Here is a 22,010-nt window from a genome sequence, read left to right on the forward strand (position 1 = left end):
GAATCAGGCTTCCACGACCTGCGGCACCCACTGTTGCTGGGGGATCGGCAACTGGCAGGAATCGCCACGACCGATCGGGTAATACTGGAAGCCTTTGCGCGCCAGGCGCTCACCGTCATACAGGTTGCGGCCGTCGAAGATCACCGGGGTTTTCAGGCGCTGGTGGATCAGCTCGAAGTCCGGCGCCTTGAACTGCTGCCATTCGGTGCAGACGATCAGCGCATCGGCGCCGAGCAACGTGGATTCCGGCGTGCCCATCAGCATCAGCCGCTCCTCGTCAGCGTAGATGCGCTGGGTTTCCTGCATGGCTTCCGGGTCGAACGCCCGCACATTGGCGCCGGCGGCCCACAGGGCTTCCATCAGCACGCGGCTGGGTGCATCGCGCATGTCGTCGGTGTTGGGCTTGAACGCCAGGCCCCACAGGGCAAAGGTCTTGCCGCGCAGGTTGCCCTGGAAGAACGCATTGATACGTTCGAACAGCTTGCTCTTCTGGCGCTGGTTGATGGCTTCCACGGCTTCCAGCAGGTCGCTGGAGCAGTTGGCCTGCTTGGCGCTGTGGATCAAGGCACGCATGTCCTTGGGGAAGCACGAGCCGCCGTAGCCGCAGCCGGGGTAGATAAAGTGGTAGCCGATGCGCGAGTCGGCGCCGATGCCCAGGCGCACGGCTTCGATATCGGCGCCCAGGTGTTCGGCCAGCTCGGCGATCTGGTTGATAAAGCTGATCTTGGTGGCCAGCATGCAGTTGGCGGCGTATTTGGTCAGTTCGGCACTGCGCAGGTCCATGAAAATGATGCGGTCATGGTTGCGGTTGAACGGCGCGTACAGGTCGCGCATCACGTCGCGCACTTCTTCGCGCTCGCAGCCGATGATGATGCGGTCCGGGCGGCGGCAGTCGGCAACGGCCGAGCCCTCCTTGAGGAATTCCGGGTTGGAGACGATATCGAACTCCAGGTGCCGGCCGGCCAGGTGCAGGGCTTTTTCGATATGGGCGCGCAGGGTGTCGCCGGTGCCCACCGGGACGGTGGATTTCTCCACCAGGATCACCGGGTCGATGCGGTGGCGGGCTACCGCGTCGCCCACCGACAGCACGTACTTGAGGTCCGCCGAGCCGTCTTCATCCGACGGTGTACCCACCGCGATAAACAGCACTTCGCCGTGTTCGACGGCAAGCTTTTCGTCAAAGGTGAAATGCAGTCGCCCGCTCTCCAGGTTTTCCTTGACCATGGCCGCCAGCCCCGGCTCGAAGATGCTCACATGGCCTTGCTGCAGGAGCTTGACCTTGTTCTGATCGACGTCCATGCAGATGACATCGTGACCGACTTCGGCCAACACAGTGGCCTGCACCAGACCGACGTAACCACTACCAAATACACTGATTTTCATGGGGCATTCCTGGCGCTTGCAGCGCTAGCACGGCGAGAGTTAATGACCAGCACTCCGAGGATGACCAAGGCCACCCCCAGGGTTTTCGAGAGGGAAAAATGTTCGTTGAACACCGGCAGGCTGGCGGCCAGCAGGTACACCAGCGCATAGCTGATGCTCAGCAGCGAATAGGCGCGGCCCAGGGGCAGGTGCTTGAGGGCGCCGAGCCAGCAGAGCATCGACAGCGCGTAGGCCAGGATCGCCAGGCTTACTACGCCCAACGCGGTGAAGTCGATGGCGTTGCTGTTGAACGCGGTCAGCCATTCGGTGGGTAAGGGCAGGCGCGTCATGCTCCAGCGCATACCCAACTGGGCGGCGCTGACCAGGCCAACGCTGCCCAGGGCCAGGGCAAAACCACGCACGCGGCTCATACCTGGCGCCCCAGCAGCACCACACCGGCAATCACCAGCACCACACCCAGCCAATGCCGTGTGTCGATGGGTTCGTTGAATACACAGCGTGCCACCAGGGTGACCAGGACAAAATTGAGGCTGAGCATCGGGTAGGCGATGCCGACTTCCAGGCGCTGCAACACCAGCAACCACACCAGCAAACCAAAACCCAGGCACAGCAGGGCCGACCACAACCATGGTGAGCGCAGTTTCAGCGCCCAACCGTCGGGCTGGCCGCGCCAGCCTTCCACGGCGAATTTCTGCGAGACCTGGCCCATGCATGTCAGCAGGCAGGCCGCCAATAACAGGAGCAGTGTGATCATGGCGCAACCTGCGGGAACACCAGGATCACGATATTGCCTTGCTCGTAGCGCTTGCCGTCCTTGGGCAGCAAGTCCACTTCGGCGAGTTCGTCGTCACCCTTGACGCGCATCACCACACCGACCGCGCCGTGTTTTCGCGCGTCGCTCATCCATTGCTGGACCTGTGTGGTGTCGACCTTGTGATGGGCCGCATCGTCGAAGGCCAAGCCATATTTCACTTCGCCGACGGTGTTATAGAGGGTCACGTCCGGGCGCTTGACGCGCCATGCCAGGGCGGAGGCCGCGCCGAGGTCGTTGCTCAGCAACGCGCTGGTCTGGCTCAACTCCTGGAGGTGATCGATGATGAACTGGTCCGGGGTCTTGTTATAAACCACCGAATGGGGCAATGCGGCCGGGACCAGCGCCACCAGCAACCAGCTGCCGATCGCCGGCGCCGCCCACAAGCGCAGCGGGCGCGACGCTTGCAGCAGGTTGGCGACGATCCAGCCGAACAGGAACATAAACACCAGCACCAGGCTGAGGGTTTCACTGCCGTGCTCATACACCGGTTTTTTCAGTTGGACCCACGTCAGCGCGAGCAAGGCCAGCACGCCGATGACCAGGTTCAGCCAGCCGTTGATGCGTAACACGCGCCCACGGGCCTGGGCCAGTTTGTCGGCCAGGGAATGGCCCATCAACAACGCCAGCGGTAACAGGCACGGCATGATGTAGGAGGGCAACTTGCCCTTGGCCAGGCTGAAAAACGCCAGCGGCATCAGCAGCCACAGCAACAGGAAGGCGGTTTTCGCCGCGCGTTTTTCCTGCCACGCCTGTTTCAGGGTCGACGGCAATAGCGCCACCCACGGCAGGCAGAAGGCAATCAGCAGCGGCAGGTAATACCAGAACGGTTCCGCATGCTGGGCATCGTCGCCGGCAAAGCGCTGGATATGCTCGTGCCAAAAGAAGAAGTTCCAGTAGTCCGGCTCTTGCAGGTGCACGGCCAGGGCCCACGGCAGGCTCACCACAATGGCCACGACCACGGCGACCAGGCCGTAGCCGAGCAGTTCGCGAAAGCGCTTCTGCCAGATCGCGTAGGGCAGGGCGATCAATACCGGCAACAGCCACGCCAGGAAGCCCTTGGTCATAAAGCCCATGCCACAGGCAAAACCGAGCAGCGCCCAGGCCCCCAGGCGGCGGTTGCGGGTGGTGCTGTCGAAGCAGAACCACAGGGCGACGCCGGTCAGGTTGACCCAGAACGTGAACTGCGGATCGAGGTTGGCATAGCCGCCCAGTGCCGCCACGCTGACAAAGCTCATGTACAGCACACTGCTGACCAGGCTTTTTTGCGGGTCATTCCACAGCCGGCGCGACACCAGGTACACCAGCAGGATGCTCAAGCCGGTGCTCAGCGCCGAGGCGAAGCGCACGCCAAACAGGTTCTGCCCGAAGATCGCCTGGCCCAGCGCGATCATCCAGTAACCGGCAGCCGGTTTTTCGAAATAGCGGATCCCCATGAAGTGCGGCGAGGCCCACTTGCCGGTCAGCAGCATTTCCTGGCTGATCTGTGCATAGCGGGTTTCATCCGGAATCCACAGGCCGTGGGTGGTCAGCGGCAACAGGTAAAACACACCGAACGCCAGCAGGAGCAGGGGCAAGGCCCAACGCCGGATCATGCCTGCTGCACTCCGAGCCACCCCTCACGGCCGCTCAAGGCGCCGCGCACCAGGTGTTGCCGGGGCAGGGTGGTCAGGTCCGCAGGCAACAAGTCGCCCAGGGGGTTGAAGTCGATGCCGCGCTGCCCTGCCTGGGCGAGCAACTGGCGAAAATCATTGGCCATCAGAATCCCTTCTACTTCTGCGTGGATCGTGTAGACGTTGAGCTTCGACTCGGCAAACCGGTCAAGAATGAAGCCGTTGAAGTCTTTGGCGGCCACCACCGGCCCGACGACTTCGTCGAAGGTCGGCAGGTCCACCGGAATTTGTGGCGTGCCCGCGCTGCCATCGGCCAATGTCGGCCGAAACAGGCTGGTACCCCGGCAATCGCTGTTGTAGCGAAAGTTGAAACCTTGCTTGGCTTGCACCACACGCTCATCGGCACGCCAACCGGCGGCCGCCGAACAGTCGATGGGTTCGCCGAGGATGTCGCTCAGGGTCTCCACGCCGCGTCGAATCTGCTCGACCAGCTGTGCATCGCTCCAACGCCCGGTGTTGGCCTGCCAGCCGTGGTGATCCCAGGCGTGCAGGCCGACTTCATGCCCCGCCGCCTTGGCCTGGCGCATCAAGTGCCCCAGGTCACGGCCGATCGGCTTGCCTGGCCAGGCGGTGCCGGCCAGCAGGATGTCCCAGCCGTACAGGCCGGCCGCGTTGGAACGCAGCATCTTCCACAGGAACTGCGGGCGGATCAGGCGCCACAAGTGGCGCCCCATGTTGTCCGGCCCGACACTGAAGAAGAACGTCGCCTTGACCCCGGCCTCATCCAGGGATTCGAGCAACCGTGGCACGCCTTCACGGGTGCCGCGGTAGGTATCGACGTCGATGCGCAAGCCTGCCTTCATTACTTTTTGTCCGCGATTTCGAGCATGGCTTCACGCAGGAAGAAGTCCAGCGTGTTGCCGATGGTTTCGCTCATTTCCACGGTCGGCTCCCAGTTCAGCAGGCGCTTGGCGTTTTCGATGCTTGGCTTGCGGTGCGCCACGTCCTGGTAACCGGTGCCGTAGAACGCCTTGCTCTCGACGTCGCGGAAACCAGCAAACGGCGGGAAGTTGCCGCGCAACGGGTGCGCCTCGAACTGACGCAGCAGCTCTTCGCCCAACTGGCGGATGCTGGCTTCGTTTTCCGGGTTGCCGATGTTGATGATCTGGCCGTTGCAGGCATCGTTCTCGTTATCGATGATGCGCGCCAGGGCTTCGATACCGTCGGCGATGTCGGTGAAGCAACGCTTCTGCTCGCCACCGTCGAACAGGCGGATCGGCGTACCTTCCACCAGGTTCAGGATCAGCTGGGTGATCGCCCGGGAGCTGCCGATACGCGCCGAATCCAGGCGGTCCAGGCGCGGGCCCATCCAGTTGAACGGACGGAACAGGGTGAAGTTCAGGCCCTTGGCGCCGTAGGCCCAGATCACGCGGTCCAGCAGTTGCTTGGAGACCGAGTAGATCCAGCGCTGCTTGTTGACCGGGCCAACCACCAGGTTGGAGGTGTCTTCGTCGAAGTACTGGTCCTGGCACATGCCATAGACTTCGGAGGTCGACGGGAAGATCACGCGCTTGTTGTACTTGACGCAGTAGCGCACCAGCTTGAGGTTTTCTTCGAAGTCCAGCTCGAACACGCGCAGCGGGTTGCGGGTGTATTCGATCGGTGTGGCGATGGCCACCAGCGGCAGGACCACGTCGCACTTCTTGATGTGGTACTCGATCCACTCGGTGTGGATGCTGATGTCGCCTTCGACGTAATGGAAGTTCGGGTGGCTGCGCAGGCGCTCGATGGCGTCAGAGCCGATGTCCAGGCCGTAGACTTCATAACGGTCGTCACGCAGCAGGCGCTCGGACAGGTGGTTACCGATAAAGCCGTTCACACCGAGGATCAGCACGCGGGTCCGGCGCGGCTTGCGGCCGGACTCGGCACCGCGCAGCACGGAGCCGTCGACCAGGCCCAGTTCGTTGGCCAGTGATGGGCCGGCCAGGTACAGGCCGTTGTCGTTGCGCTGGCCGAACTTGACCACCAGAGAGTCTTCGCCGCAGGCGATGCGCAGCGGGTTGACGCTGATCACACGGCCCGGTGCCAGACCTTCATTGCCCTTGACCACTTCGGCTTGCCAGACGATGAGCTTGTGCTCGCCGACGGCGCAGAAGGCGCCCGGGTACGGTTGAGTCACCGCACGCACGAGGTTGAACAGCTCTTCAGCGGGTTTTTTCCACTCCAGCTTGCCGTCGGCTGCCGTACGGCGACCAAAGTAGGTGGCCTGGCTTTCGTCTTGAGCAGTCTCGGTCAGCTTGCCCGCAGCCAGTTGCGGCAGGGCGTCGCGCAGCAGGCTGGTGGCCGCATCACGCAGCTTGGCGTGCAGGGTCAGGCCGGTGTCGGTGCGCTCGATCACGACTTTTTGCTGGGCCAGGATCGCCCCGGCATCGGCGCGCTTGACCATGCGGTGCAGGGTCACGCCGGTTTCGGTTTCGCCGTTGACCAGCACCCAGTTGGCCGGTGCGCGGCCACGGTATTTAGGCAGCAGCGAGCCGTGCAGGTTGAACGCACCTTTGCTGGCGGTGGCCAGCAGCGGCTCGCTCAGCAGGTTGCGGTAGTAAAAGGAGAAGATGTATTCCGGGTTCAGCTTGGCAATACGCTCGATCCACAGCGGGTGGTTGGCGTCTTCCGGCGCATGTACCGGGATGCCGTTGCGCGCGCAGAGTTGGGCGACGGAAGCGTAGAAATTGTTTTCCTTGGGGTCGTCGGCATGGGTGAACACGGCGGCAATGTCGTAGCCGGCAGTCAGCAGGGCTTCAATGCCCGCACAGCCAATATCGTGGTAAGCGAAGACAACGGCTTTTGAATTCATGACGAAACCTGATCGGAAGGAAAAGTAGTGGTGGAATGGGAAGACACCAGGCCGTCGACGACGACCACGGGTGCCGGTGCTGCCGGTTGGTTGCGCAGCACTTTTTCAATAAAGAAGCGGGGGCGCGCACGCACGTCGCTGTACATGCGCCCCAGGTATTCGCCCAGCAGGCCCATGCCGATGAACTGGCCGCCGGTGAACACGAACAGCACCGCGAACAGTACGAACATGCCATCTCCGGCCCATTGGGCACCGAAGGCCAGGCGCAGGATGATCAGCGCGAAGGCGAACAGCACGCCCAGGCCCGCGAGGCTGAAGCCGACGATGGACAGCAGGCGCAGCGGGGTGGTGGTCATGCAGGTCAGCAGGTCGAACATCAGGCTGATCAGGCGCATGGCGCTGTATTTGGATTCGCCGTGTTCACGCTCGGCGTGGTGCACCAGGATCTCGGTGGTATGACGGGCAAAGCCGTTGGCCAGGATCGGGATGAAGGTGCTGCGCTCGCGGCAGGCGAGCATGGCGTCGACGATGGTGCGCCGGTAAGCGCGCAACATGCAGCCGTAGTCGCTCATGGCGACGCCGGTGGAGCGTTGCACGGCGAGGTTGATCAGGCGCGAAGGCCAGCGGCGAAAGGCCGAGTCCTGGCGGTTGTTGCGCACCGTGGCGACCACGTCGTAGCCCAAGGCGGCCTGTTCCACCAGGCGCGGGATTTCTTCGGGAGGGTTCTGCAGGTCGGCATCGAGGGTAATCACCACTTCGCCCCGGCACTGCTCGAAACCGGCCATGATCGCCGCATGCTGCCCGTAGTTGCGATTGAGGATCACCGCCACCACGTTGCTGCCGTCTTGCGCGGCGGCGTCTTCGAGCAATTGGGCGGAGTTGTCACGGCTACCGTCATCCACCAGGATGATTTCGTATTCGTAGGCCAGTTGCTTGCAGGCGGCGGTGGTGCGACGCAGCAGTTCAGGCAGGCTTTCTTGTTCGTTGTAGACCGGGATAACGATCGACACGCAATGAATAGGGTAGGGTTTCAAAGATTCATGACCTCGGGGCTAGAGCAACTTGGAGCGTAAAAACAGCAGTGATCATTGGGCAAACGTAGGGCTCGCAGGTAAAAAACGGCGCAAAAGTTGAAGTTTAATCAACAGGTTAGCTGGTGTTGTGGGACTCGCTCTGAAGTTTCACGTTCAAGATTAAGCGCAAAAATGTGCAACAGATATGAAAGGCAGATGAAAAACTCGTTTATTTGACAGGTAGACAGCTAGGGTTCAGCTACGCAACTAAGGTATGGCAGGGTAAGGCCCGCAGGCTGAATAGGCGTTGTCTGCAGGTGAGGCGCTTTAATCCGCCAGCCCTTGGTCTTAATTGAAGAATCTTCTCTGCAATGCGCTTCAAGTGCCGGTAAAGTAAGCCATCTCTTGCCAGGGTACTCGGATGAATAGCGTGCAGCGTATAAGCGGCCAATGGCGGCCCGTTTTGATCGGATTGTTGATGACGGCGGCCTGCGTCACGACCGTGCGGGCAGATGATGGCGTGGCGCTCACCGCGCTCGCCCAAGTGCCTGAGGGTGTTGAAGTGCGCGGCAGGCAGGTCGCCGCCTATACCTGGGACGACCGCGAGGGCAAGAACCTGCTGGTGCTCTCCGAGCAGGTCAGTGAACGCGAGGATGACGGTACCCAGTCGGCGTTTGTCTATGCGGCCCAATACCTGATCGACGGTGACCGTCCCAAGCGCATGTGGATGCTCTACGACGACGTGCAGCATTGCCAATTCGATGCGGCGCTGCGCTTCGACATGGCCGCGACCAAGGTCACCGACCTCACCGGCGATGGCGTCACCCAGGCCACCGTGGGCTATTCGCGCTCCTGCACCAGCGATGTCAGCCCCAACGAATTCAAGCTGATCATGCATGTCGGCAAGTCGCAGAAGTACCGCCTGCGCGGGGTCGACCGGGTCGGCGCAGCCTGGTGGGATGAAGAGGCCGGGGCCCTGCGTGGCATGCCGCTGCCCAAGGATTGTAGCGTGGCCGGGCAGCAGGCGCTGGTCAGCCAGTACAAGGAGCAGGGCACGGAGTTGCCGTTGCCGGGTTGCTATGGCGATGAGAAGGACTTTGCCAAGGCGCCGGACGCTTACCTGACCTTTATGCGTCAGCACTGGTTCGCACTGATGCAGAAGCAGGATGCCGAATGGAGTCAGGCCCAGACCCAGCCCCAGGCGCCCACCGAGGATGAAGACACGGCACCGTGATTTTGTGCCAGGGCTTTTCCTGGGTTAGACTCGGTCTTCGCCAATTCACTAAATACCTCGATTAAACAATGAGTTGTTCGAGGTATTTAATCCAAAGGCTGATCTACCTTGACCGAGTCTATCCGTAACCCGTTGACCCTCTACCTCACCCGCCTGGCCCCCTCCAGCCAACTGACCATGCGCTACGTGCTGCAGGACGCCGCCGACCGCCTGGGCTTCGAAGACATCAACCTCGAAGACATCGACTGGCACCTGCTGCAACCCGAACATGTCATCGCCCTGGTCGCAGCGTTGCGTGAAGACGGCTACGCGCCGAATACCTCATCCCTGTACGTGAATGCCGTGCGCGGGGTGATGAATGAAGCCTGGCGCATGAGCCTGATCAGCCAGGAACATCTCCTGAAAATGCGCACGGTCAAGGCCACGCCCGGCACGCGCCTGGGCCAGGGCCGCAATCTGCGGCGCACGTTGATCCGGGAAATGATGGAAGTCTGCGCCGCCGACCCTCGCCCCCAAGGCCTGCGTGATGCAGCGGTCATCGGCATCCTGTATGGCTCGGGCATGCGCAAGTCCGAGTCGGTCAACCTCGACCTGGCGCAGATCAACTTCGATGAACGCAGCTTGCGGGTAATCGGCAAGGGCAACAAGGAGCTGGTCAAGTATGCACCGGACTGGGCTTTCGCCAAGTTGCAGGCCTGGTTGGCGTTCAGGCGCGAACAGCTCAAGGAAGGCGAGCAGGACGACAGCTTCCTGTTCAACCGCATACGAAGGGGCAGCCATATCACCCGCGAACGTATCACCAAGCACGCGATTTACTACATCGCGCGCCAACGGGGTGAGCAGGTCGGGGTGAAGATCATGCCCCACGATTTTCGCCGCTCGTTCATCACGCGGGTGATCGAGGAGCATGACCTGTCGATTGCACAGAAGTTGGCGCACCACACCAATATCCAGACCACCGCCAGTTATGACGTGCGTGACGACAATGAGCGGAGGCGGGCGGTGGACCGGTTCGATTTATAGGCGATCAGCGCGATATTACTAGGCCCTGTAGGAGCGAGCTTGCTCACGAAGAGCTCACAGGCACCGCATTTATCCAGAATGCACGCGTTACCGTAGACGTTTTTCGCGAGCAAGCTCGCTCCTACAAAAGGCAAGTACGCTTAATTGATCGGTGGGTTTAGAGAATGGGTTTGCCACCGGTGACCGCATAACGCGAACCCGAGATGTAGCTGGCCTCGTCCGATGCCAGCAGCACATAAATCGGCGCCACTTCCACCGGTTGGCCGGGGCGGCCCAGTGGGGTTTCGCTGCCGAAGTTCTGCACGTCTTCATCAGTCATGGTCGCCACGATCAACGGCGTCCAGATCGGGCCGGGCGCGACGCTGTTGACGCGGATGCCCTTGCTGCCGAGTAATTGCGCCAAGCCGCCGGTGAAGTTGGCGATTGCGCCCTTGGTGGCGGCATAGGCCAGCAGGGTCGGTTTGGGCATGTCGGAGTTCACCGAGCTGGTGTTGATGATCGAACTGCCGGCCTTCATATGCGGCAGCGCAGCCTTGCAGAGGCGAAACATCGCGGTGATGTTGATATCGAAGGTCTTGACCCATTCCTCATCCTCGATCTCTTCGAGCGTTTCGTGGGTCATCTGGAATGCCGCGTTATTCACCAGCACGTCGATGCGCCCGAACTGTTCCACGGTCTTGTCGACCAGCGCCTGGCAGGTGGCTTTTTGCGCAATGTCACCGGGCAGCAACAGGCATTGGCGGCCCGCTTCCTCGACCCAGCGCGCGGTTTCCCTGGCGTCTTCGTGTTCGTCCAGATAGGCGATGGCCACATCGGCGCCTTCACGGGCGAAGGCGATGGCCACTGCGCGGCCAATGCCGCTGTCGGCGCCGGTGATCAGGGCGATCTTGTTGGCCAGCCGGCCGGAGCCCTTGTAACTCTGTTCCCCACAGTCCGGGTACGGGTCCATCGTGCGTTGGGTACCGGGCACGTTTTGCGCCTGGGGGGCGAAGGGCGGGCGTGGGTAGTCAGTCATTTCCAATCTCCATAGGTTTCGAACGGTGCTATGGGATTAGTAGTTTCATGGCCGGCGATAGTTGTAATGGATGCCGGCCAGGCCCGACGAGCGGTATCGCTCAGCCGTGGGGTGGGGCGCTCGCCAGGTGCGCCGGCAGGCGGCGCAAGGTCCACAGCGTGGTGAACATCGCCGCGAGCGCACACAGCGCGATACCGATGAGCATCGGCGCCGGCGTGTGGTCGGCAAACACTCCGACCAGGGTCATGGACACGGCAGCGGTGATCATCTGGATGGCCCCCAACAGCGCGGAGGCAGATCCCGCCACAGCACCATGATCTTCCAGGGATAACACGCCCGCCGCCGGCAACAACAGGCCGAGGAAACCGAAGCCGATAAACAGCAACGCCATCATCAAGGCCAGGCTGTCGACCCACAGCGTGGTCGCGGCCAGCAGCACCATAACGGCGGCTACGGCGACCACCGACCAACGAATCAGTGGCGCCAGGCCGAAGCGTGCGCTCAAGCGTGCAGTGAGTTGGCTCATGGCAAAAAACGACGCGGCGTTCAGGGCGAAACACAGGCTGAACTGGGTAGGCGTGAGGCCGAAGTATTCGATATACACGAAGGGCGCACTGCCGATAAACACGAAGAACGTCGCCAGCCCGAACCCGCACACCACCGACAAACCGATGAAGACCGGGTCACGCAGCAGTGCGCCGTAGCTGCTGAACGCCGTGCCCAAGGTCTTGCCCAGCCGGCGCTCGGTGGGATGGGTTTCGGGCAGCTGCACAATTGTCATCACCAGGCACAGCACGGCCACCACCGCGAGCACGGCGAACACTTCGCGCCAACTCCACAACGAAATCACCAGGCTGCCGGCCAGTGGCGCGAGAATCGGCGACACACTCATCACCAGCATCAGCAAGGCCATCAGCCGCGCGGCTTCATGGCCGGTGTACAGGTCACGCACGATCGCCCGGGGAATGACCATCCCGGCACAGGCGCCGAAGGCCTGCACGGCACGAAAGCCGATCAGCACTTCAATGGTGGGCGCCAGCGCGCAGCCGACGCTGCCCACCGCAAAGATCAGCAGACCGGCGTAAATCGGCGGCTTGCGCCCGAACACATCGCTGATCGGGCCGTAGAACAGCTGGCACACCCCAATGACCATGAAGAACACCGTGAGGCTCATCTGTACCGCCGCCGGCGAGGCGTGCAGGCTGGCGCCCAGGGTAGGCAGGGCGGGCAGGTAGATGTCGATGGCGAACGGGCCGACGGCGGTGATCAACCCCAGCAGTAACGCAAGGTGGGCAATACTTCGGGACATGGGCGGTTTCCGGCAGCGCAAAAGCCGATCAGCTTAAGGGATCCGCGCAGATCCGCAAACTTAGGCTTCACTAACAGGGATTGATGCCGATAACGGTAAGAACGTTGCTTCGACGGTTGGGTATGGGGATGTCAGCATGACGATCAAATTACGCTTGATGCTGTTGATTGCGACTGGGTTGCTCACGGCTCTGGTCATGAGCCTGGCCGGCTACCTGGGGAATGTTCGGATGAGCGAGGCCGTACAGGATAGCGAGGTGAGCATGACGGTCCTGCGCAACCATATGGAAGCCGACATGATGCACGACGCACTGCGTGCCGACGTGCTGTCTGCCATGCTCGTGGGGTTGGGCAAAAGCACCAGCAGCAAGGACGAGGTCAACACCTCGTTGAAGGAACACGCCGAGCATTTCCGTCAGGTACTGGGGGACAACCTCAAGTTGCCGCTGGATGCCACGATCAAGAACGGCCTGGAAAAAATCAGACCCAGCCTGGACACCTATATCAGTGCCGGCGAGCGCATCGTCGCGCTGGCACTGGAGAATCCTGAGGCCGCTCGCGGGGAACTGGACACCTTCAACAAGGCGTTTTCCCAGCTGGAAGATCAAATGGCGGCGATGAGCGAGCTGATCGAAAGCAATACCCAGGAGACCAGCGCCAGCACGCGGCAGACCATCAGCCACGCCAATTTGACCTTGGGCGCCGTATTGCTCGCCAGCCTGTTGCTGCTGCTGGCCCAGGGGCGCTGGGTGTTGTCGAGCATCATGGCGCCGCTGCAGGCCGCCAGCCGTATTGCCGACAGTATCGCCCGGGGCAACTTGAGCGAGCCGATTGTCGAACCCAAGCGCAAGGACGAAGCCAGCTCGTTGATCCGCAGCCTTGCCACCATGCAGCGAGATCTACGCGGCATGATCGAGGTGGTGCGCAGCAATGCCCATGGCGTCAATGGTATGAGCGAACGCTTGAGCCAGGGCTGCCATGACGTCGCCGGCAGCAGCCAGCAGCAAAGCGCGGCCGCCAGCACCATGGCGGCGGCGGCCAGTGAAATGACCGCCAGTATCGAAGAGATCACCCGGCATGCCGGGCGCGCCCTGGATATGGCCAACCAGGCCGAAGCCCTGGCCAAGGACGGCGGCCGGGTGATCCACCAGGTGGTGAAGGACATGGATGGCATTGCCCGCTCAGCGCAGCAATCGGCCCAGGTCATTCGTACGCTGGACAAGGAGTCCGAGGCGATCTTCAGCATTATCCAAGTGATCAAGGGCATCGCGGACCAAACCAACCTGTTGGCCCTTAACGCCGCGATTGAAGCCGCCCGCGCCGGCGAACAGGGACGCGGCTTTGCGGTGGTCGCCGATGAAGTGCGCAGCCTGGCGGGCCGCACCAGCGCCTCGACCCAGGAAATTGCCAGCATGGTCGGGCGTATCCAGCAGAACACCCGGGAAGCGGTGACCAGCATGGAGGAGGGCGTCACCCAAGTGGATAAAGGCATGGCGGTGACTGCCGAGGTGGAGCGAGCGATCCGCGATATTCTGCAAGCCACCCTGAATACCACCGAGTTGGTGAACGACATCTCGCGCACCATCGGTGAACAGAGTTTGGCCAGCAACGAAATCTCCCACCAGGTGGAGATGATTGCGGGGATGTCGGAAAACAACAGCCGCATCATCGGCGAAACCGCCTCGACCACCGATGAACTGGCCGGGTTGGCCGGCAAGTTGTCGCAATCCGTGGATCGCTTCAGCCTGTAACACCGCACAGACCTGATACACGCTTTATGGACCGGCCCCCTGTGGGTCGGTTTTTTTTGCCCGGTCCACCGGCCCACCCGCAGGGCTCGTTGACCGGGCACCGCAAAAAAAGATTGAATATTCACACCCAATGTTATTTAAATAACAAAACAAGAGCGCCACGACCTGCCTGGTCGTGGTGCAACAAGGTGGAATAGCAATGAGCAAGATCGCAGTCATCGGCAGCAATATGGTGGATTTGATCACCTACATCGACCGCATGCCGGCCCAGGGCGAAACCCTGGAAGCGCCTGGCTTTGCCCTCGGGTGTGGCGGCAAGGGGGCGAACCAGGCGGTGGCGGCCGCCAAGCTTGGGGCGCAGGTGCTGATGTTGAGCAAGGTCGGCGACGACATGTTTGCCGACAACACCCTGGCCAACTTCCAACGTTTTGGTATCGACACCCGTCATGTGCAGCGGGTGCCTGGGGTTTCCAGCGGTGTCGCGCCGATTTTTGTGCGGGCCGACTCCCACAACAGCATTCTGATCGTCAAAGGCGCCAATGCGCATTTGTTGCCGGCGGACATCGACGCGGCGGCCGCCGACCTGCGCGAGTGCACCCTGATCGTGCTGCAGTTGGAGATCAATCTGGAGACGGTCTACTACGCCATCGAATTTGCGCACCGGCACGGCATCGCGGTGCTGCTCAACCCGGCACCGGCCCTGGCCGGCCTGAGCGGGGAGCACCTGGCACAGCTGGATTTCCTGATCCCCAATGAATCGGAACTGGCGTTGATCAGCGGCCAGGTCGTGGACTCGCCGGACGCCGCCCAACGCGCCGCGCGCACGCTGGTGGCCAGCGGCATTCGCCACGTGATCGTCACCCTCGGTGAACACGGTGCGTTGTACGTGGGAGAGGAGGGCGAATTCCGGGTGCCGGGCCGAAAGGTCGTGGCACGGGACACCACGGGCGCCGGCGATGCCTTTATCGGTTGCTTCATCCAGCACTGGAGCCGCGACGGCGGTATCCGGCAGGCCATGGAACAGGCCGTGGCGTATTCCGCCTGCTCGGTCATGGCCCTGGGCACCCAGACGTCATACCCCGACAGCGAGGCGTTCGCTCGTTTCCAGCAACAGCCGTAATCCCCAAACCAGCCCGGAGAACAATAATGAACAAACCTGCGCTGCAACAGACACCCGATGGTTTCTACCTGAACCGCACTCCCTGGTTCGCCTTTATCCTGCTGTGCAGCATCTTTGCGCTGTGGGCGGCGGCGGCAAGCATGAATGACGTGCTGATCGCACACTTCAAGAAAGCGTTTTTGCTCAGTGATTTCCAGACCGCCTTTGTGCAGTCGGCGTTTTACCTGGGCTATTTTTTCGTGGCGATTCCGGCGGCAATGGTGGTGCGCCGCTTCAGCTACAAGAGCACGATCCTGATCGGGTTACTGCTGTACATGTTCGGCTGCCTGCTGTTTTTCCCGGCGGCGTCGACGGCCAAGTACGGCATGTTCCTGCTGGCGCTGTTTGTGATTGCGGCCGGCCTGTCGTTCCTGGAAACCGCCTGCAACACCTACTCGACCCTGATGGGGCCACGGGAAACCGGGACGCGGCGCTTGAACATCTCGCAGACGTTCCACCCCTTCGGTGCGATGGCCGGGGTGTACGTCGGCAGCTTCGTGATGTTCAAGGACACCGACGCCACCACCGAACAGCTGACACAGATGAGCGCCACCGAGGCGGCTGTGCAGCAGTTGCAAATGATCCAGTCCACGCTGTTGCCGTACAAGTGGATGATTGCGGTGCTGGTGCTGATGTTTATCCTGATCGCCATTACCCGTTTCCCCGCCTGCAAGGGCAATAAGCCTGCTGACAGCAAGCCGGGCAGCCTGCGTGAGAGCCTGGGCCGGCTGTGGCGTAACCCGCGCTTTACCTTTGGCGTATTGGCGCAGTTTCTCTACGTGGGCGCCCAGGTCGGCGTGTGGAGTTTTACCATTCGCCTGGCGATGCAAATGGGCGGAATGAATGAACGCAGCGCCTCATGGTTTTTGCTGACCACCTTTGCCGCCTACTTTGTCGGCAAGATGATCGCCAACCTGTTGATGCGCCGCCTGCATCCGGCCAAGGTCCTGGCGATCTACGGTGTGCTGTGCATTGTGCTGCTGGCCTACACCATTCTGGTGCCGAATATTTCGGCGGTGTACGCAGCGGTCGGTGTGAGTATTTTCCTCGGCCCGTGCTGGCCGACCATTTACGGCCTGACCATCGATGGCCTGGGTGAAGACACCGGCGTCGGCGGTTCATTGCTGGTGATGAGCATCGTCGGCGGCGGGGTGATTCCGATCTTCCAGGGCCTGTTGTCCGATGCCAGCGGCGGCAATATGCAGCTGGCCTACAGCGTGCCGTTGCTGTGCTTTATCGTGATCGTGATGTACGCGGTCAAGTGCATGCGCCAACCCGGCACGTTACCGTCGAGCGCTGTTGCGGCGGTGGCCTCATGAATACGCGGATTGCGCTGTATCCAGCGGTGTTTGCCGAGCAGGAGAGAATCCTGTTGCAGTCCGAGGATTTCAAGGTCAGTGCCTGGATCTATCCGTCCGGCGTGCTGGCCGTGAGCCTGGAGAACAGTCGTGGACGCCTGGTGCTGCTGCCTTATCAAGGGCAGATGATCTGGTCGGCGGTGTTCGACGGCTGTGACCTGACCATGAGCAACCTGTTCGAGCAACCCCGGCCCAGCCCGACGGTCATCGATACCTATGGCTGCTTCATGTTTCACAGTGGCCTGCTGCGCAACGGCTGCCCGGCGCCGGATGACACCCATGCCCTGCATGGTGAAATGCCCTGCGCGCCGATGGATTCGGCCTGGCTGGAAATCGGCGAGGGCTTTGTGCGCCTGGGCGGTTGCTATCAATACGCCAAGGGCTTCGGCGATCGCTACCGGGCGTGCCCCAGCGTGACCCTGCGCGCCGATTCGGCGGTGTTCGATATTGACATGGACGTGACCAACCTGGCCGGCAAGCCTATGGAACTGATGTACATGGCCCACATGAACTACGCCTTTGTGGCCGGCGCGCGGTTTGTAGAGCCATGGGGCATGCAGCGCCTGCGCCTGCGCACCAGTATTCCGGACCACGTCAAGCCGACGCCGGACTGGAGTGCCTACATGGCGCAACTGGCCGAACAACCCGGGCAATTGGCCTGTCTCGATCAGCCGGGGTTGTACGACCCTGAAATCGTGTTTTTCTTCGACGGCGTCGGCACAGACGCCAACGGCCAGGCCCACTTCCTGCTGGATCATCCCGATGGCGCGGCGTTCTACACCCGCTATCGCCCCGAACAATTCGCCCACGCCGCACGCTGGATCCTGCACACGCCGGATCAGCAAGTGGCGGCGTTCGTGCTGCCATCGACGTGCGAACCCGAGGGCTATAACGCCGAGAAAGCCAAAGGCCACGTGCGTTTTCTGGCGGCGGGAGCCAGCGCTTCGTTCAGTGTCACCACCGGCTACCTGAGCGCGCAGGAACGCCAGCGGTTGCTGGGTTAAACCAGCAATTGCGCGCCGTGGGCCTGGATGGCGTCCTTGTAGCTGCGGGGGATTTTCTTGTCGCTGACCACGTACTGAAAGTCTTGCAGGGCAGCGAAGTGAGCGGTGCGCACCGTGTCGAACTTGCTGAAGTCGGCGAGCAACACACGTTGCTGGGCCTGGCGCATGACCTTTTGCTTGACCTCGACTTCATTGAAGTTGAAGCACGTCACGCCGAATGCCTGGCTGACGCCGGCGGCAGTCACGAAGGCCCATGTCAGGCGCACGCTGTCGAGGATGCTGCTTTCGGCACTGTTTTCAAACACCTGGTTCTTGCGATGGAAGGTGCCGCCGCACAACACGATGTGGCAGTTGGGCTTGTTATGCAGCTTGAGCAGCACGTTCAACGAGCTGCACACCGCCGTGAACTCCAAGTCGTCGGGGATGAAGTCGATCACAAACGGCGAGGTGGTACCGCAGTCGAAAAACACCGTGTCACCGGGCTGGATCAGGCGCGCGGCGAGTTTGCCGATGCGGCGCTTTTCCTCGACGTGGCGGGTGTCCTGCTCGGCAACCCGGTAATCGCTGACCTCGCTGCCGACCCGGGTGATGTAGCCACCCAGCAGGCGCAGGTGATCACTGAAGTGGTTGAGATCGCGGCGCAGGGTCATCTCCGAAACCTCCAGCAGCGCCGCCATTTCCCTCAGGTGAATGGCGTTCTGGTCCTGCAAGGCTTGTTGGATAAGCTTGAGTCGCTCGGCTTTTCTACTGTCCACGAGTATTCCAGGGCTTGATTGTTTGTGTTAGATAAGTAACATTTAATGTTATTATTATAACGCATTAGTGTGGGTGCTGTGACAAGCGGCACACGACCATTCGCAACATACAGGCAAGGGCACGTTAAATGAACACTCTTCAACCCGCAGCATTGGCCAAGTACATCGATCACACCTTGCTGGCGCCCGACGCCTCCCGCGAGCAGATTCGCACTTTGTGCGAGGAAGCCCGGGAGCACGGTTTTTATTCAGTGTGCCTGAACTCAGGGCTGGTGCCTTACGCCGCTTCCTGCCTGGCCGACGACAGCGTGGTGATTTGTGCCGTGGTGGGCTTTCCCCTGGGCGCCGGCCTGAGTGACACCAAGGCCTTCGAAGCCGAACGGGCGATTGCCGCCGGGGCAGGGGAGATCGACATGGTGCTCAATATCGGCTGGTTGAAGGACGGTTTGCTGGACGCAGTGCGCGAAGACATTGCCTTGGTCCACAAGGCCTGCGGCGCCGTGCCGTTGAAGGTCATCCTGGAAACCTGCCTGCTGGACGACGAAGAGAAAGTCCAGGCCTGCGAAATCTGCCGGGACCTGGGTGTGGCGTTCGTCAAGACCTCCACGGGGTTCAGCCGAAGCGGTGCCACCGCCGAAGACGTGGCCCTGATGCGTAAAACCGTGGGCGCCGCGGTTGGGGTCAAGGCGTCCGGGGGCGTGCGCGATTATCCGACGGCACTGAAAATGATTGAAGCCGGGGCGACGCGCTTGGGCAGCAGTTCGGGGATTGCGATTGTCGGCGGGGCGATGACGGCGGCCAGTGGTTACTGAGTTTCGGGCCGGCGCCTGGCAGCCTGTAGGGAAATCCCTACAGGCTGCGCAAATCATTAGAGCACTATCCGGATTTCTTCATGGCTCTTTGCTATATGTCACGCTAGAGTGATTGGAAGATTCAATGAAGTCTTGATTTCTCCGGCCTCGGCCGAGGCCGCAGGACACTTCATACCTGTGGAGTGCACCATGAAAGTTCTAATCGCCGATGATTCATCCATGTCCCGCAAGATGGTCTTGCGTTCCCTGCCGGAATCACTGACCGAAGATGTTCGCCAGGCCTGCAACGGTGCCGAGGTGATGGAGGCTTACCACGCCGGTTTGGTCGACCTGCTTTTTCTCGACCTCACCATGCCCGTCATGGATGGATTCCAGACCCTGGAGGCACTCAAGCGCGAAGACGCCAACGTGGTCGTCGTGGTGATCAGTGCAGACATCCAACCCCTGGCCAGGCAACGGGTATTCGACCTGGGCGCTGCTGCCTTTGTAGCCAAGCCGGTTACGGCTGAAGCTGTAGTCAATGCCTTGCACGTCATAGGAGTGCTTTGATGGAAACCTTGGCCGCACTCACCGAAGACCAACGTGATGCCCTGCAGGAACTGATGAACATCGCCATGGGACAGGCGGCCGAGCGACTGGCGCTGCTGACCGATACCATGGTGACGCTTTCGGTTCCCTTTATTCACCCGCTGATCCGGGAACAGAATCACCTGTTGATTCCGGAGCATCTGCGTCGGAGCTTCATGATCGTCACCCGCCAGTCTTTTCTGGGTGAGCTACGCGGCGAAGTGTTCGTGTGCTTTGGCTCCAAGGGGGCCGATGAACTGGCCGAACTGCTGGGCTACAAGGGCAGCGGCCTGGAGCAGCAGCACGAGTTGATGCTTGATGTCACCAACATCCTGACCGGCGCCTGCATCAGTGGCCTGGCACGGCAGGTGGCGACTCAGGTGAGTTATGACGCACCGTCCATTCTCGTCCACACCGAACATGCGGCGAATGCACTGGATGAATTGAACCTGAATGAACACCTGGCGATGGTGCTGGAAATCCGTTTCGAGGTTCAGGCTCATCAGTTCTCCTGCGACTTGTTGATCTGCATCACTGAACGTACGGCAGGCGTTGTCGTTCGGGCCATCGATCGTTTGCTGGACGAACTTTGAAGGGATCTCTTCATGACAGACATCAAGGCAATTTCCCGGGAAACCCTTGAGTCGATGCTCAAGGCCATCAACATGGGCGTATTGCTGGTCGACCAGGACTGCAAGGTGCTGTTCTCTAACCATTTCATGTCCATCAACAGTGGCCGCAGCGCGGAAGAACTGGTCGGCCGTACGTTGTTCGAAGCCTTTCCGGAGCTGCCGGAGGCCTGGACCCGGCAGAAGATCAACAGCGTCATCACCCTGCAAAACTTTGCGTTCACGTCATGGCAGCAGCGGCCGCACCTGTTCAATTTCGAGAGTACCCGGCCCATCAGTGGCATGGTCCGGCACATGTATCAGAACTGCACCTTCTTCCCGGTGCAAGACGCCGATGGCAGCAATCTTGGCGTGGGCCTGGCCATCAGTGACACGACCGATACCGCTGCCCGTCAACTTGAGCTGACGCACCTTAACAAGTTGCTGGAAGAAGAGAAGGGCGCCCAGGCGCTGCTGATCGCGCGGCTCGAAGACGCACAGGCGCAGTTGCTGCAGTCCGAGAAAATGGCGGCGATAGGGCAACTTGCTGCAGGCGTGGCCCACGAGATCAATAACCCGATCGGGTTTGTCGGCTCCAACGTCAACAGCCTGCGTCGTTACCTGGTGGACATCTTCGCGCTGCTCGAAGCCCATGAGCAGGCGACCGACGACAGGCATGCCAGCGCTCATCCCGAGCTTGCGGTGATGCGGGACAAGATGGATTACACCTTCATGCGCCAGGACATCGACGACCTGCTGGCCGAGTCGGTCGACGGCCTTGACCGGGTCACTCGCATCGTCAAGGACCTGCGCGAGTTCTCCCACGTCGACAGTTACGAATGGCAGTTGGCCGACCTGCACAAGGGGCTCGACAGTACCCTCAACGTTATCTGGAACGAGATCAAGTTCAAGGCTCAGGTGATCAAGTGCTACGGCGATGTCGAGCCCATCGAATGCATGGGTTCACAGATCAACCAGGTCTTTCTGAACTTGCTCATCAATGCAAGCCATGCCGTGGGCGCCGACGGCGAAATCACCATCAGCAGCGGCAGGGAGGACGGTGGAGTCTTCGTCGAAATCGCCGACAACGGCCATGGCATTCCCCTTGAAATCCAGAACCGGATATTCGAACCGTTCTTCACAACCAAGCCGGTGGGCATGGGGTCGGGCCTTGGCCTGTCGTTGTCGTACAGCATCATGGTCAAGCACCATGGACGCCTCACCGTCGACAGTGAGCCGGGCAGGGGGAGTCGCTTCCGCGTCTGGTTACCCTTACGCCAGCCGGTAATTGAGGCTGTCTCTACCTGCGCCGTTGAAGGACGCTGATCATGGATACGTTGCCTTCCTGCGAAAAACGACACACCGTCATGCTGGTGGATGATGAGGAAAGTATCCTCAACAGCCTTCGGCGCCTGCTGCGCGCAAAGCCTTACGACTTGCTGCTGGCCACGAGCGGGGCCCAGGCGCTGAGCCTTTTCGAACAACACGCGGTCGACCTGATCGTCTGCGACGCGCGCATGCCGTTCATGGACGGGCCGACCCTGCTGCGCGAGGTGCATAGGCGCGATCCGCACTGCGTGAATATCCTGCTGACCGGCTACGCCGATATGAGCATGATCACGCAGGCAATCAACGATGGGTATGTGTTCCGTTACATCAGCAAGCCCTGGAATGATGAAGAGCTCAAGCTCACTCTCGATCAGGCTCTGGAAATGAAGAGTGCTCGTTGAGCGTAACCCGGC

At 61.1% G+C, this 22,010-nt stretch carries 20 protein-coding genes and 2 pseudogenes; 12 read left to right on the plus strand and 10 right to left on the minus strand.

Annotated features, from left to right (window positions below; all coding sequences use genetic code 11):
• Positions 1-3: 3 nt before the first annotated feature.
• Genes BFQ01_RS26275 through arnC form a run of 7 tightly spaced genes read right to left on the minus strand, consistent with a single transcriptional unit; the run spans position 4 to position 7,695 of the window.
• Positions 4-1,383 carry a UDP-glucose dehydrogenase family protein gene (locus BFQ01_RS26275; protein ID WP_065927528.1) on the minus strand — a complete coding sequence of 460 codons (1,380 nt, stop codon included), beginning with the start codon at positions 1,381-1,383 and terminating at the stop codon, positions 4-6.
• Positions 1,380-1,793, minus strand: a complete 414-nt coding sequence (arnF, locus tag BFQ01_RS26280; RefSeq protein ID WP_065927529.1) for a 4-amino-4-deoxy-L-arabinose-phosphoundecaprenol flippase subunit ArnF — start codon at positions 1,791-1,793, stop codon at positions 1,380-1,382. The genes BFQ01_RS26275 and arnF overlap by 4 nt, the downstream gene beginning before the upstream one ends.
• Positions 1,790-2,137: a 4-amino-4-deoxy-L-arabinose-phosphoundecaprenol flippase subunit ArnE gene (gene arnE, locus BFQ01_RS26285; protein ID WP_065927530.1), complete on the minus strand. Its 348-nt coding sequence runs from the start codon at positions 2,135-2,137 to the stop codon at positions 1,790-1,792. Before arnE ends, arnF begins: the two co-directional genes overlap by 4 nt.
• Positions 2,134-3,789 (minus strand): lipid IV(A) 4-amino-4-deoxy-L-arabinosyltransferase, encoded by a 1,656-nt coding sequence (gene arnT, locus BFQ01_RS26290; protein WP_065927531.1) that lies wholly within the window; start codon positions 3,787-3,789, stop codon positions 2,134-2,136. Before arnT ends, arnE begins: the two co-directional genes overlap by 4 nt.
• The gene (arnD, locus tag BFQ01_RS26295; RefSeq protein ID WP_065927532.1) at positions 3,786-4,670 is read right to left on the minus strand and encodes a 4-deoxy-4-formamido-L-arabinose-phosphoundecaprenol deformylase; all 885 of its coding nucleotides are present in this window, start codon (positions 4,668-4,670) and stop codon (positions 3,786-3,788) included. The genes arnT and arnD overlap by 4 nt, the downstream gene beginning before the upstream one ends.
• Positions 4,670-6,661, minus strand: a complete 1,992-nt coding sequence (gene arnA / locus BFQ01_RS26300) for a bifunctional UDP-4-amino-4-deoxy-L-arabinose formyltransferase/UDP-glucuronic acid oxidase ArnA (RefSeq protein ID WP_065927533.1) — start codon at positions 6,659-6,661, stop codon at positions 4,670-4,672. Before arnA ends, arnD begins: the two co-directional genes overlap by 1 nt.
• Positions 6,658-7,695, minus strand: a complete 1,038-nt coding sequence (gene arnC, locus BFQ01_RS26305; RefSeq protein ID WP_065927534.1) for an undecaprenyl-phosphate 4-deoxy-4-formamido-L-arabinose transferase — start codon at positions 7,693-7,695, stop codon at positions 6,658-6,660. Before arnC ends, arnA begins: the two co-directional genes overlap by 4 nt.
• Before the next feature lie 400 nt (positions 7,696-8,095).
• Between arnC and BFQ01_RS26310 the strand changes: the two genes are divergently transcribed.
• On the plus strand, positions 8,096-8,908 hold the full coding sequence (locus tag BFQ01_RS26310) for a M949_RS01915 family surface polysaccharide biosynthesis protein (protein WP_065927535.1): 813 nt from the start codon (positions 8,096-8,098) through the stop codon (positions 8,906-8,908).
• Positions 8,909-9,016: 108 nt separating this feature from the next.
• The gene (xerC, locus tag BFQ01_RS26315) at positions 9,017-9,931 is read left to right on the plus strand and encodes a site-specific integrase (RefSeq protein WP_027605855.1); all 915 of its coding nucleotides are present in this window, start codon (positions 9,017-9,019) and stop codon (positions 9,929-9,931) included.
• A 157-nt stretch (positions 9,932-10,088) separates the two neighbouring features.
• Here the strand turns inward: xerC and BFQ01_RS26320 are convergent, their stop codons facing one another.
• On the minus strand, positions 10,089-10,946 hold the full coding sequence (locus BFQ01_RS26320; RefSeq protein ID WP_065927536.1) for an SDR family oxidoreductase: 858 nt from the start codon (positions 10,944-10,946) through the stop codon (positions 10,089-10,091).
• Positions 10,947-11,046: 100 nt separating this feature from the next.
• Entirely contained in the window at positions 11,047-12,255 is a 1,209-nt protein-coding gene (locus tag BFQ01_RS26325; RefSeq protein ID WP_065927537.1) for a multidrug effflux MFS transporter, read from the minus strand.
• 136 nt (positions 12,256-12,391) lie between these two features.
• Here BFQ01_RS26325 and BFQ01_RS33490 point away from each other — a divergent pair.
• The 5 genes and pseudogenes from BFQ01_RS33490 to BFQ01_RS26345 form a co-directional block, all read left to right on the plus strand.
• Positions 12,392-13,147 (plus strand): annotated as a pseudogene (locus tag BFQ01_RS33490) (MCP four helix bundle domain-containing protein); the annotation flags it as partial.
• Positions 13,148-13,279: 132 nt separating this feature from the next.
• Positions 13,280-14,005, plus strand: coding sequence for a methyl-accepting chemotaxis protein (locus tag BFQ01_RS33495; protein WP_370671277.1), 726 nt, complete (start codon positions 13,280-13,282; stop codon positions 14,003-14,005).
• 199 nt (positions 14,006-14,204) lie between these two features.
• Complete coding sequence (gene rbsK, locus BFQ01_RS26335) at positions 14,205-15,125, plus strand: ribokinase (protein WP_065927539.1); 921 nt, start codon at positions 14,205-14,207, stop codon at positions 15,123-15,125.
• A 26-nt stretch (positions 15,126-15,151) separates the two neighbouring features.
• The gene (gene fucP, locus BFQ01_RS26340) at positions 15,152-16,483 is read left to right on the plus strand and encodes an L-fucose:H+ symporter permease (protein ID WP_065927540.1); all 1,332 of its coding nucleotides are present in this window, start codon (positions 15,152-15,154) and stop codon (positions 16,481-16,483) included.
• The gene (locus BFQ01_RS26345) at positions 16,480-17,526 is read left to right on the plus strand and encodes an aldose 1-epimerase family protein (protein WP_065927541.1); all 1,047 of its coding nucleotides are present in this window, start codon (positions 16,480-16,482) and stop codon (positions 17,524-17,526) included. Before fucP ends, BFQ01_RS26345 begins: the two co-directional genes overlap by 4 nt.
• Here the strand turns inward: BFQ01_RS26345 and deoR are convergent.
• Positions 17,523-18,281: a DNA-binding transcriptional repressor DeoR gene (gene deoR, locus BFQ01_RS26350; RefSeq protein WP_065927542.1), complete on the minus strand. Its 759-nt coding sequence runs from the start codon at positions 18,279-18,281 to the stop codon at positions 17,523-17,525. The genes BFQ01_RS26345 and deoR overlap by 4 nt on opposite strands.
• 128 nt (positions 18,282-18,409) lie before the next feature.
• On the opposite strand from deoR, the gene deoC reads away from it, so the two are divergent.
• The 5 genes and pseudogenes from deoC to BFQ01_RS26375 all read left to right on the plus strand — a co-directional run.
• Complete coding sequence (deoC, locus tag BFQ01_RS26355; RefSeq protein WP_065927543.1) at positions 18,410-19,093, plus strand: deoxyribose-phosphate aldolase; 684 nt, start codon at positions 18,410-18,412, stop codon at positions 19,091-19,093.
• A 189-nt stretch (positions 19,094-19,282) separates the two neighbouring features.
• Positions 19,283-19,642 (plus strand): response regulator, encoded by a 360-nt coding sequence (locus BFQ01_RS26360; RefSeq protein ID WP_065927544.1) that lies wholly within the window; start codon positions 19,283-19,285, stop codon positions 19,640-19,642.
• Positions 19,642-20,253, plus strand: coding sequence for a chemotaxis protein CheC (locus BFQ01_RS26365; RefSeq protein WP_027605845.1), 612 nt, complete (start codon positions 19,642-19,644; stop codon positions 20,251-20,253). Before BFQ01_RS26360 ends, BFQ01_RS26365 begins: the two co-directional genes overlap by 1 nt.
• A gap of 12 nt (positions 20,254-20,265) precedes the next feature.
• Positions 20,266-21,594 (plus strand): ATP-binding protein, encoded by a 1,329-nt coding sequence (locus BFQ01_RS26370; protein ID WP_065927545.1) that lies wholly within the window; start codon positions 20,266-20,268, stop codon positions 21,592-21,594.
• A 2-nt stretch (positions 21,595-21,596) separates the two neighbouring features.
• Positions 21,597-21,980 (plus strand): annotated as a pseudogene (locus tag BFQ01_RS26375) (response regulator); the annotation flags it as partial.
• Positions 21,981-22,010 lie beyond the last annotated feature (30 nt).

The sequence above is a fragment of the Pseudomonas sp. 8 R 14 genome, from assembly GCF_900005955.1.
In the GTDB taxonomy this organism is placed as follows: Bacteria; Pseudomonadota; Gammaproteobacteria; order Pseudomonadales; family Pseudomonadaceae; genus Aquipseudomonas; species Aquipseudomonas marginalis.

Coding starts and splice junctions, on each gene's coding strand:
- BFQ01_RS26275 (WP_065927528.1), bottom strand. CDS start 1,383: ATGAAAATCAGTGTATTTGGTAGTGGTTACGTCGGTCTGGTGCAGGCC.
- arnF (WP_065927529.1), bottom strand. CDS start 1,793: ATGAGCCGCGTGCGTGGTTTTGCCCTGGCCCTGGGCAGCGTTGGCCTG.
- arnE (WP_065927530.1), bottom strand. CDS start 2,137: ATGATCACACTGCTCCTGTTATTGGCGGCCTGCCTGCTGACATGCATG.
- arnT (WP_065927531.1), bottom strand. CDS start 3,789: ATGATCCGGCGTTGGGCCTTGCCCCTGCTCCTGCTGGCGTTCGGTGTG.
- arnD (WP_065927532.1), bottom strand. CDS start 4,670: ATGAAGGCAGGCTTGCGCATCGACGTCGATACCTACCGCGGCACCCGT.
- arnA (WP_065927533.1), bottom strand. CDS start 6,661: ATGAATTCAAAAGCCGTTGTCTTCGCTTACCACGATATTGGCTGTGCG.
- BFQ01_RS26310 (WP_065927535.1), top strand. CDS start 8,096: ATGAATAGCGTGCAGCGTATAAGCGGCCAATGGCGGCCCGTTTTGATC.
- BFQ01_RS26320 (WP_065927536.1), bottom strand. CDS start 10,946: ATGACTGACTACCCACGCCCGCCCTTCGCCCCCCAGGCGCAAAACGTG.
- BFQ01_RS26325 (WP_065927537.1), bottom strand. CDS start 12,255: ATGTCCCGAAGTATTGCCCACCTTGCGTTACTGCTGGGGTTGATCACC.
- BFQ01_RS33495 (WP_370671277.1), top strand. CDS start 13,280: ATGGCGGCGGCGGCCAGTGAAATGACCGCCAGTATCGAAGAGATCACC.
- rbsK (WP_065927539.1), top strand. CDS start 14,205: ATGAGCAAGATCGCAGTCATCGGCAGCAATATGGTGGATTTGATCACC.
- fucP (WP_065927540.1), top strand. CDS start 15,152: ATGAACAAACCTGCGCTGCAACAGACACCCGATGGTTTCTACCTGAAC.
- BFQ01_RS26345 (WP_065927541.1), top strand. CDS start 16,480: ATGAATACGCGGATTGCGCTGTATCCAGCGGTGTTTGCCGAGCAGGAG.
- deoC (WP_065927543.1), top strand. CDS start 18,410: ATGAACACTCTTCAACCCGCAGCATTGGCCAAGTACATCGATCACACC.
- BFQ01_RS26360 (WP_065927544.1), top strand. CDS start 19,283: ATGAAAGTTCTAATCGCCGATGATTCATCCATGTCCCGCAAGATGGTC.
- BFQ01_RS26365 (WP_027605845.1), top strand. CDS start 19,642: ATGGAAACCTTGGCCGCACTCACCGAAGACCAACGTGATGCCCTGCAG.
- BFQ01_RS26370 (WP_065927545.1), top strand. CDS start 20,266: ATGACAGACATCAAGGCAATTTCCCGGGAAACCCTTGAGTCGATGCTC.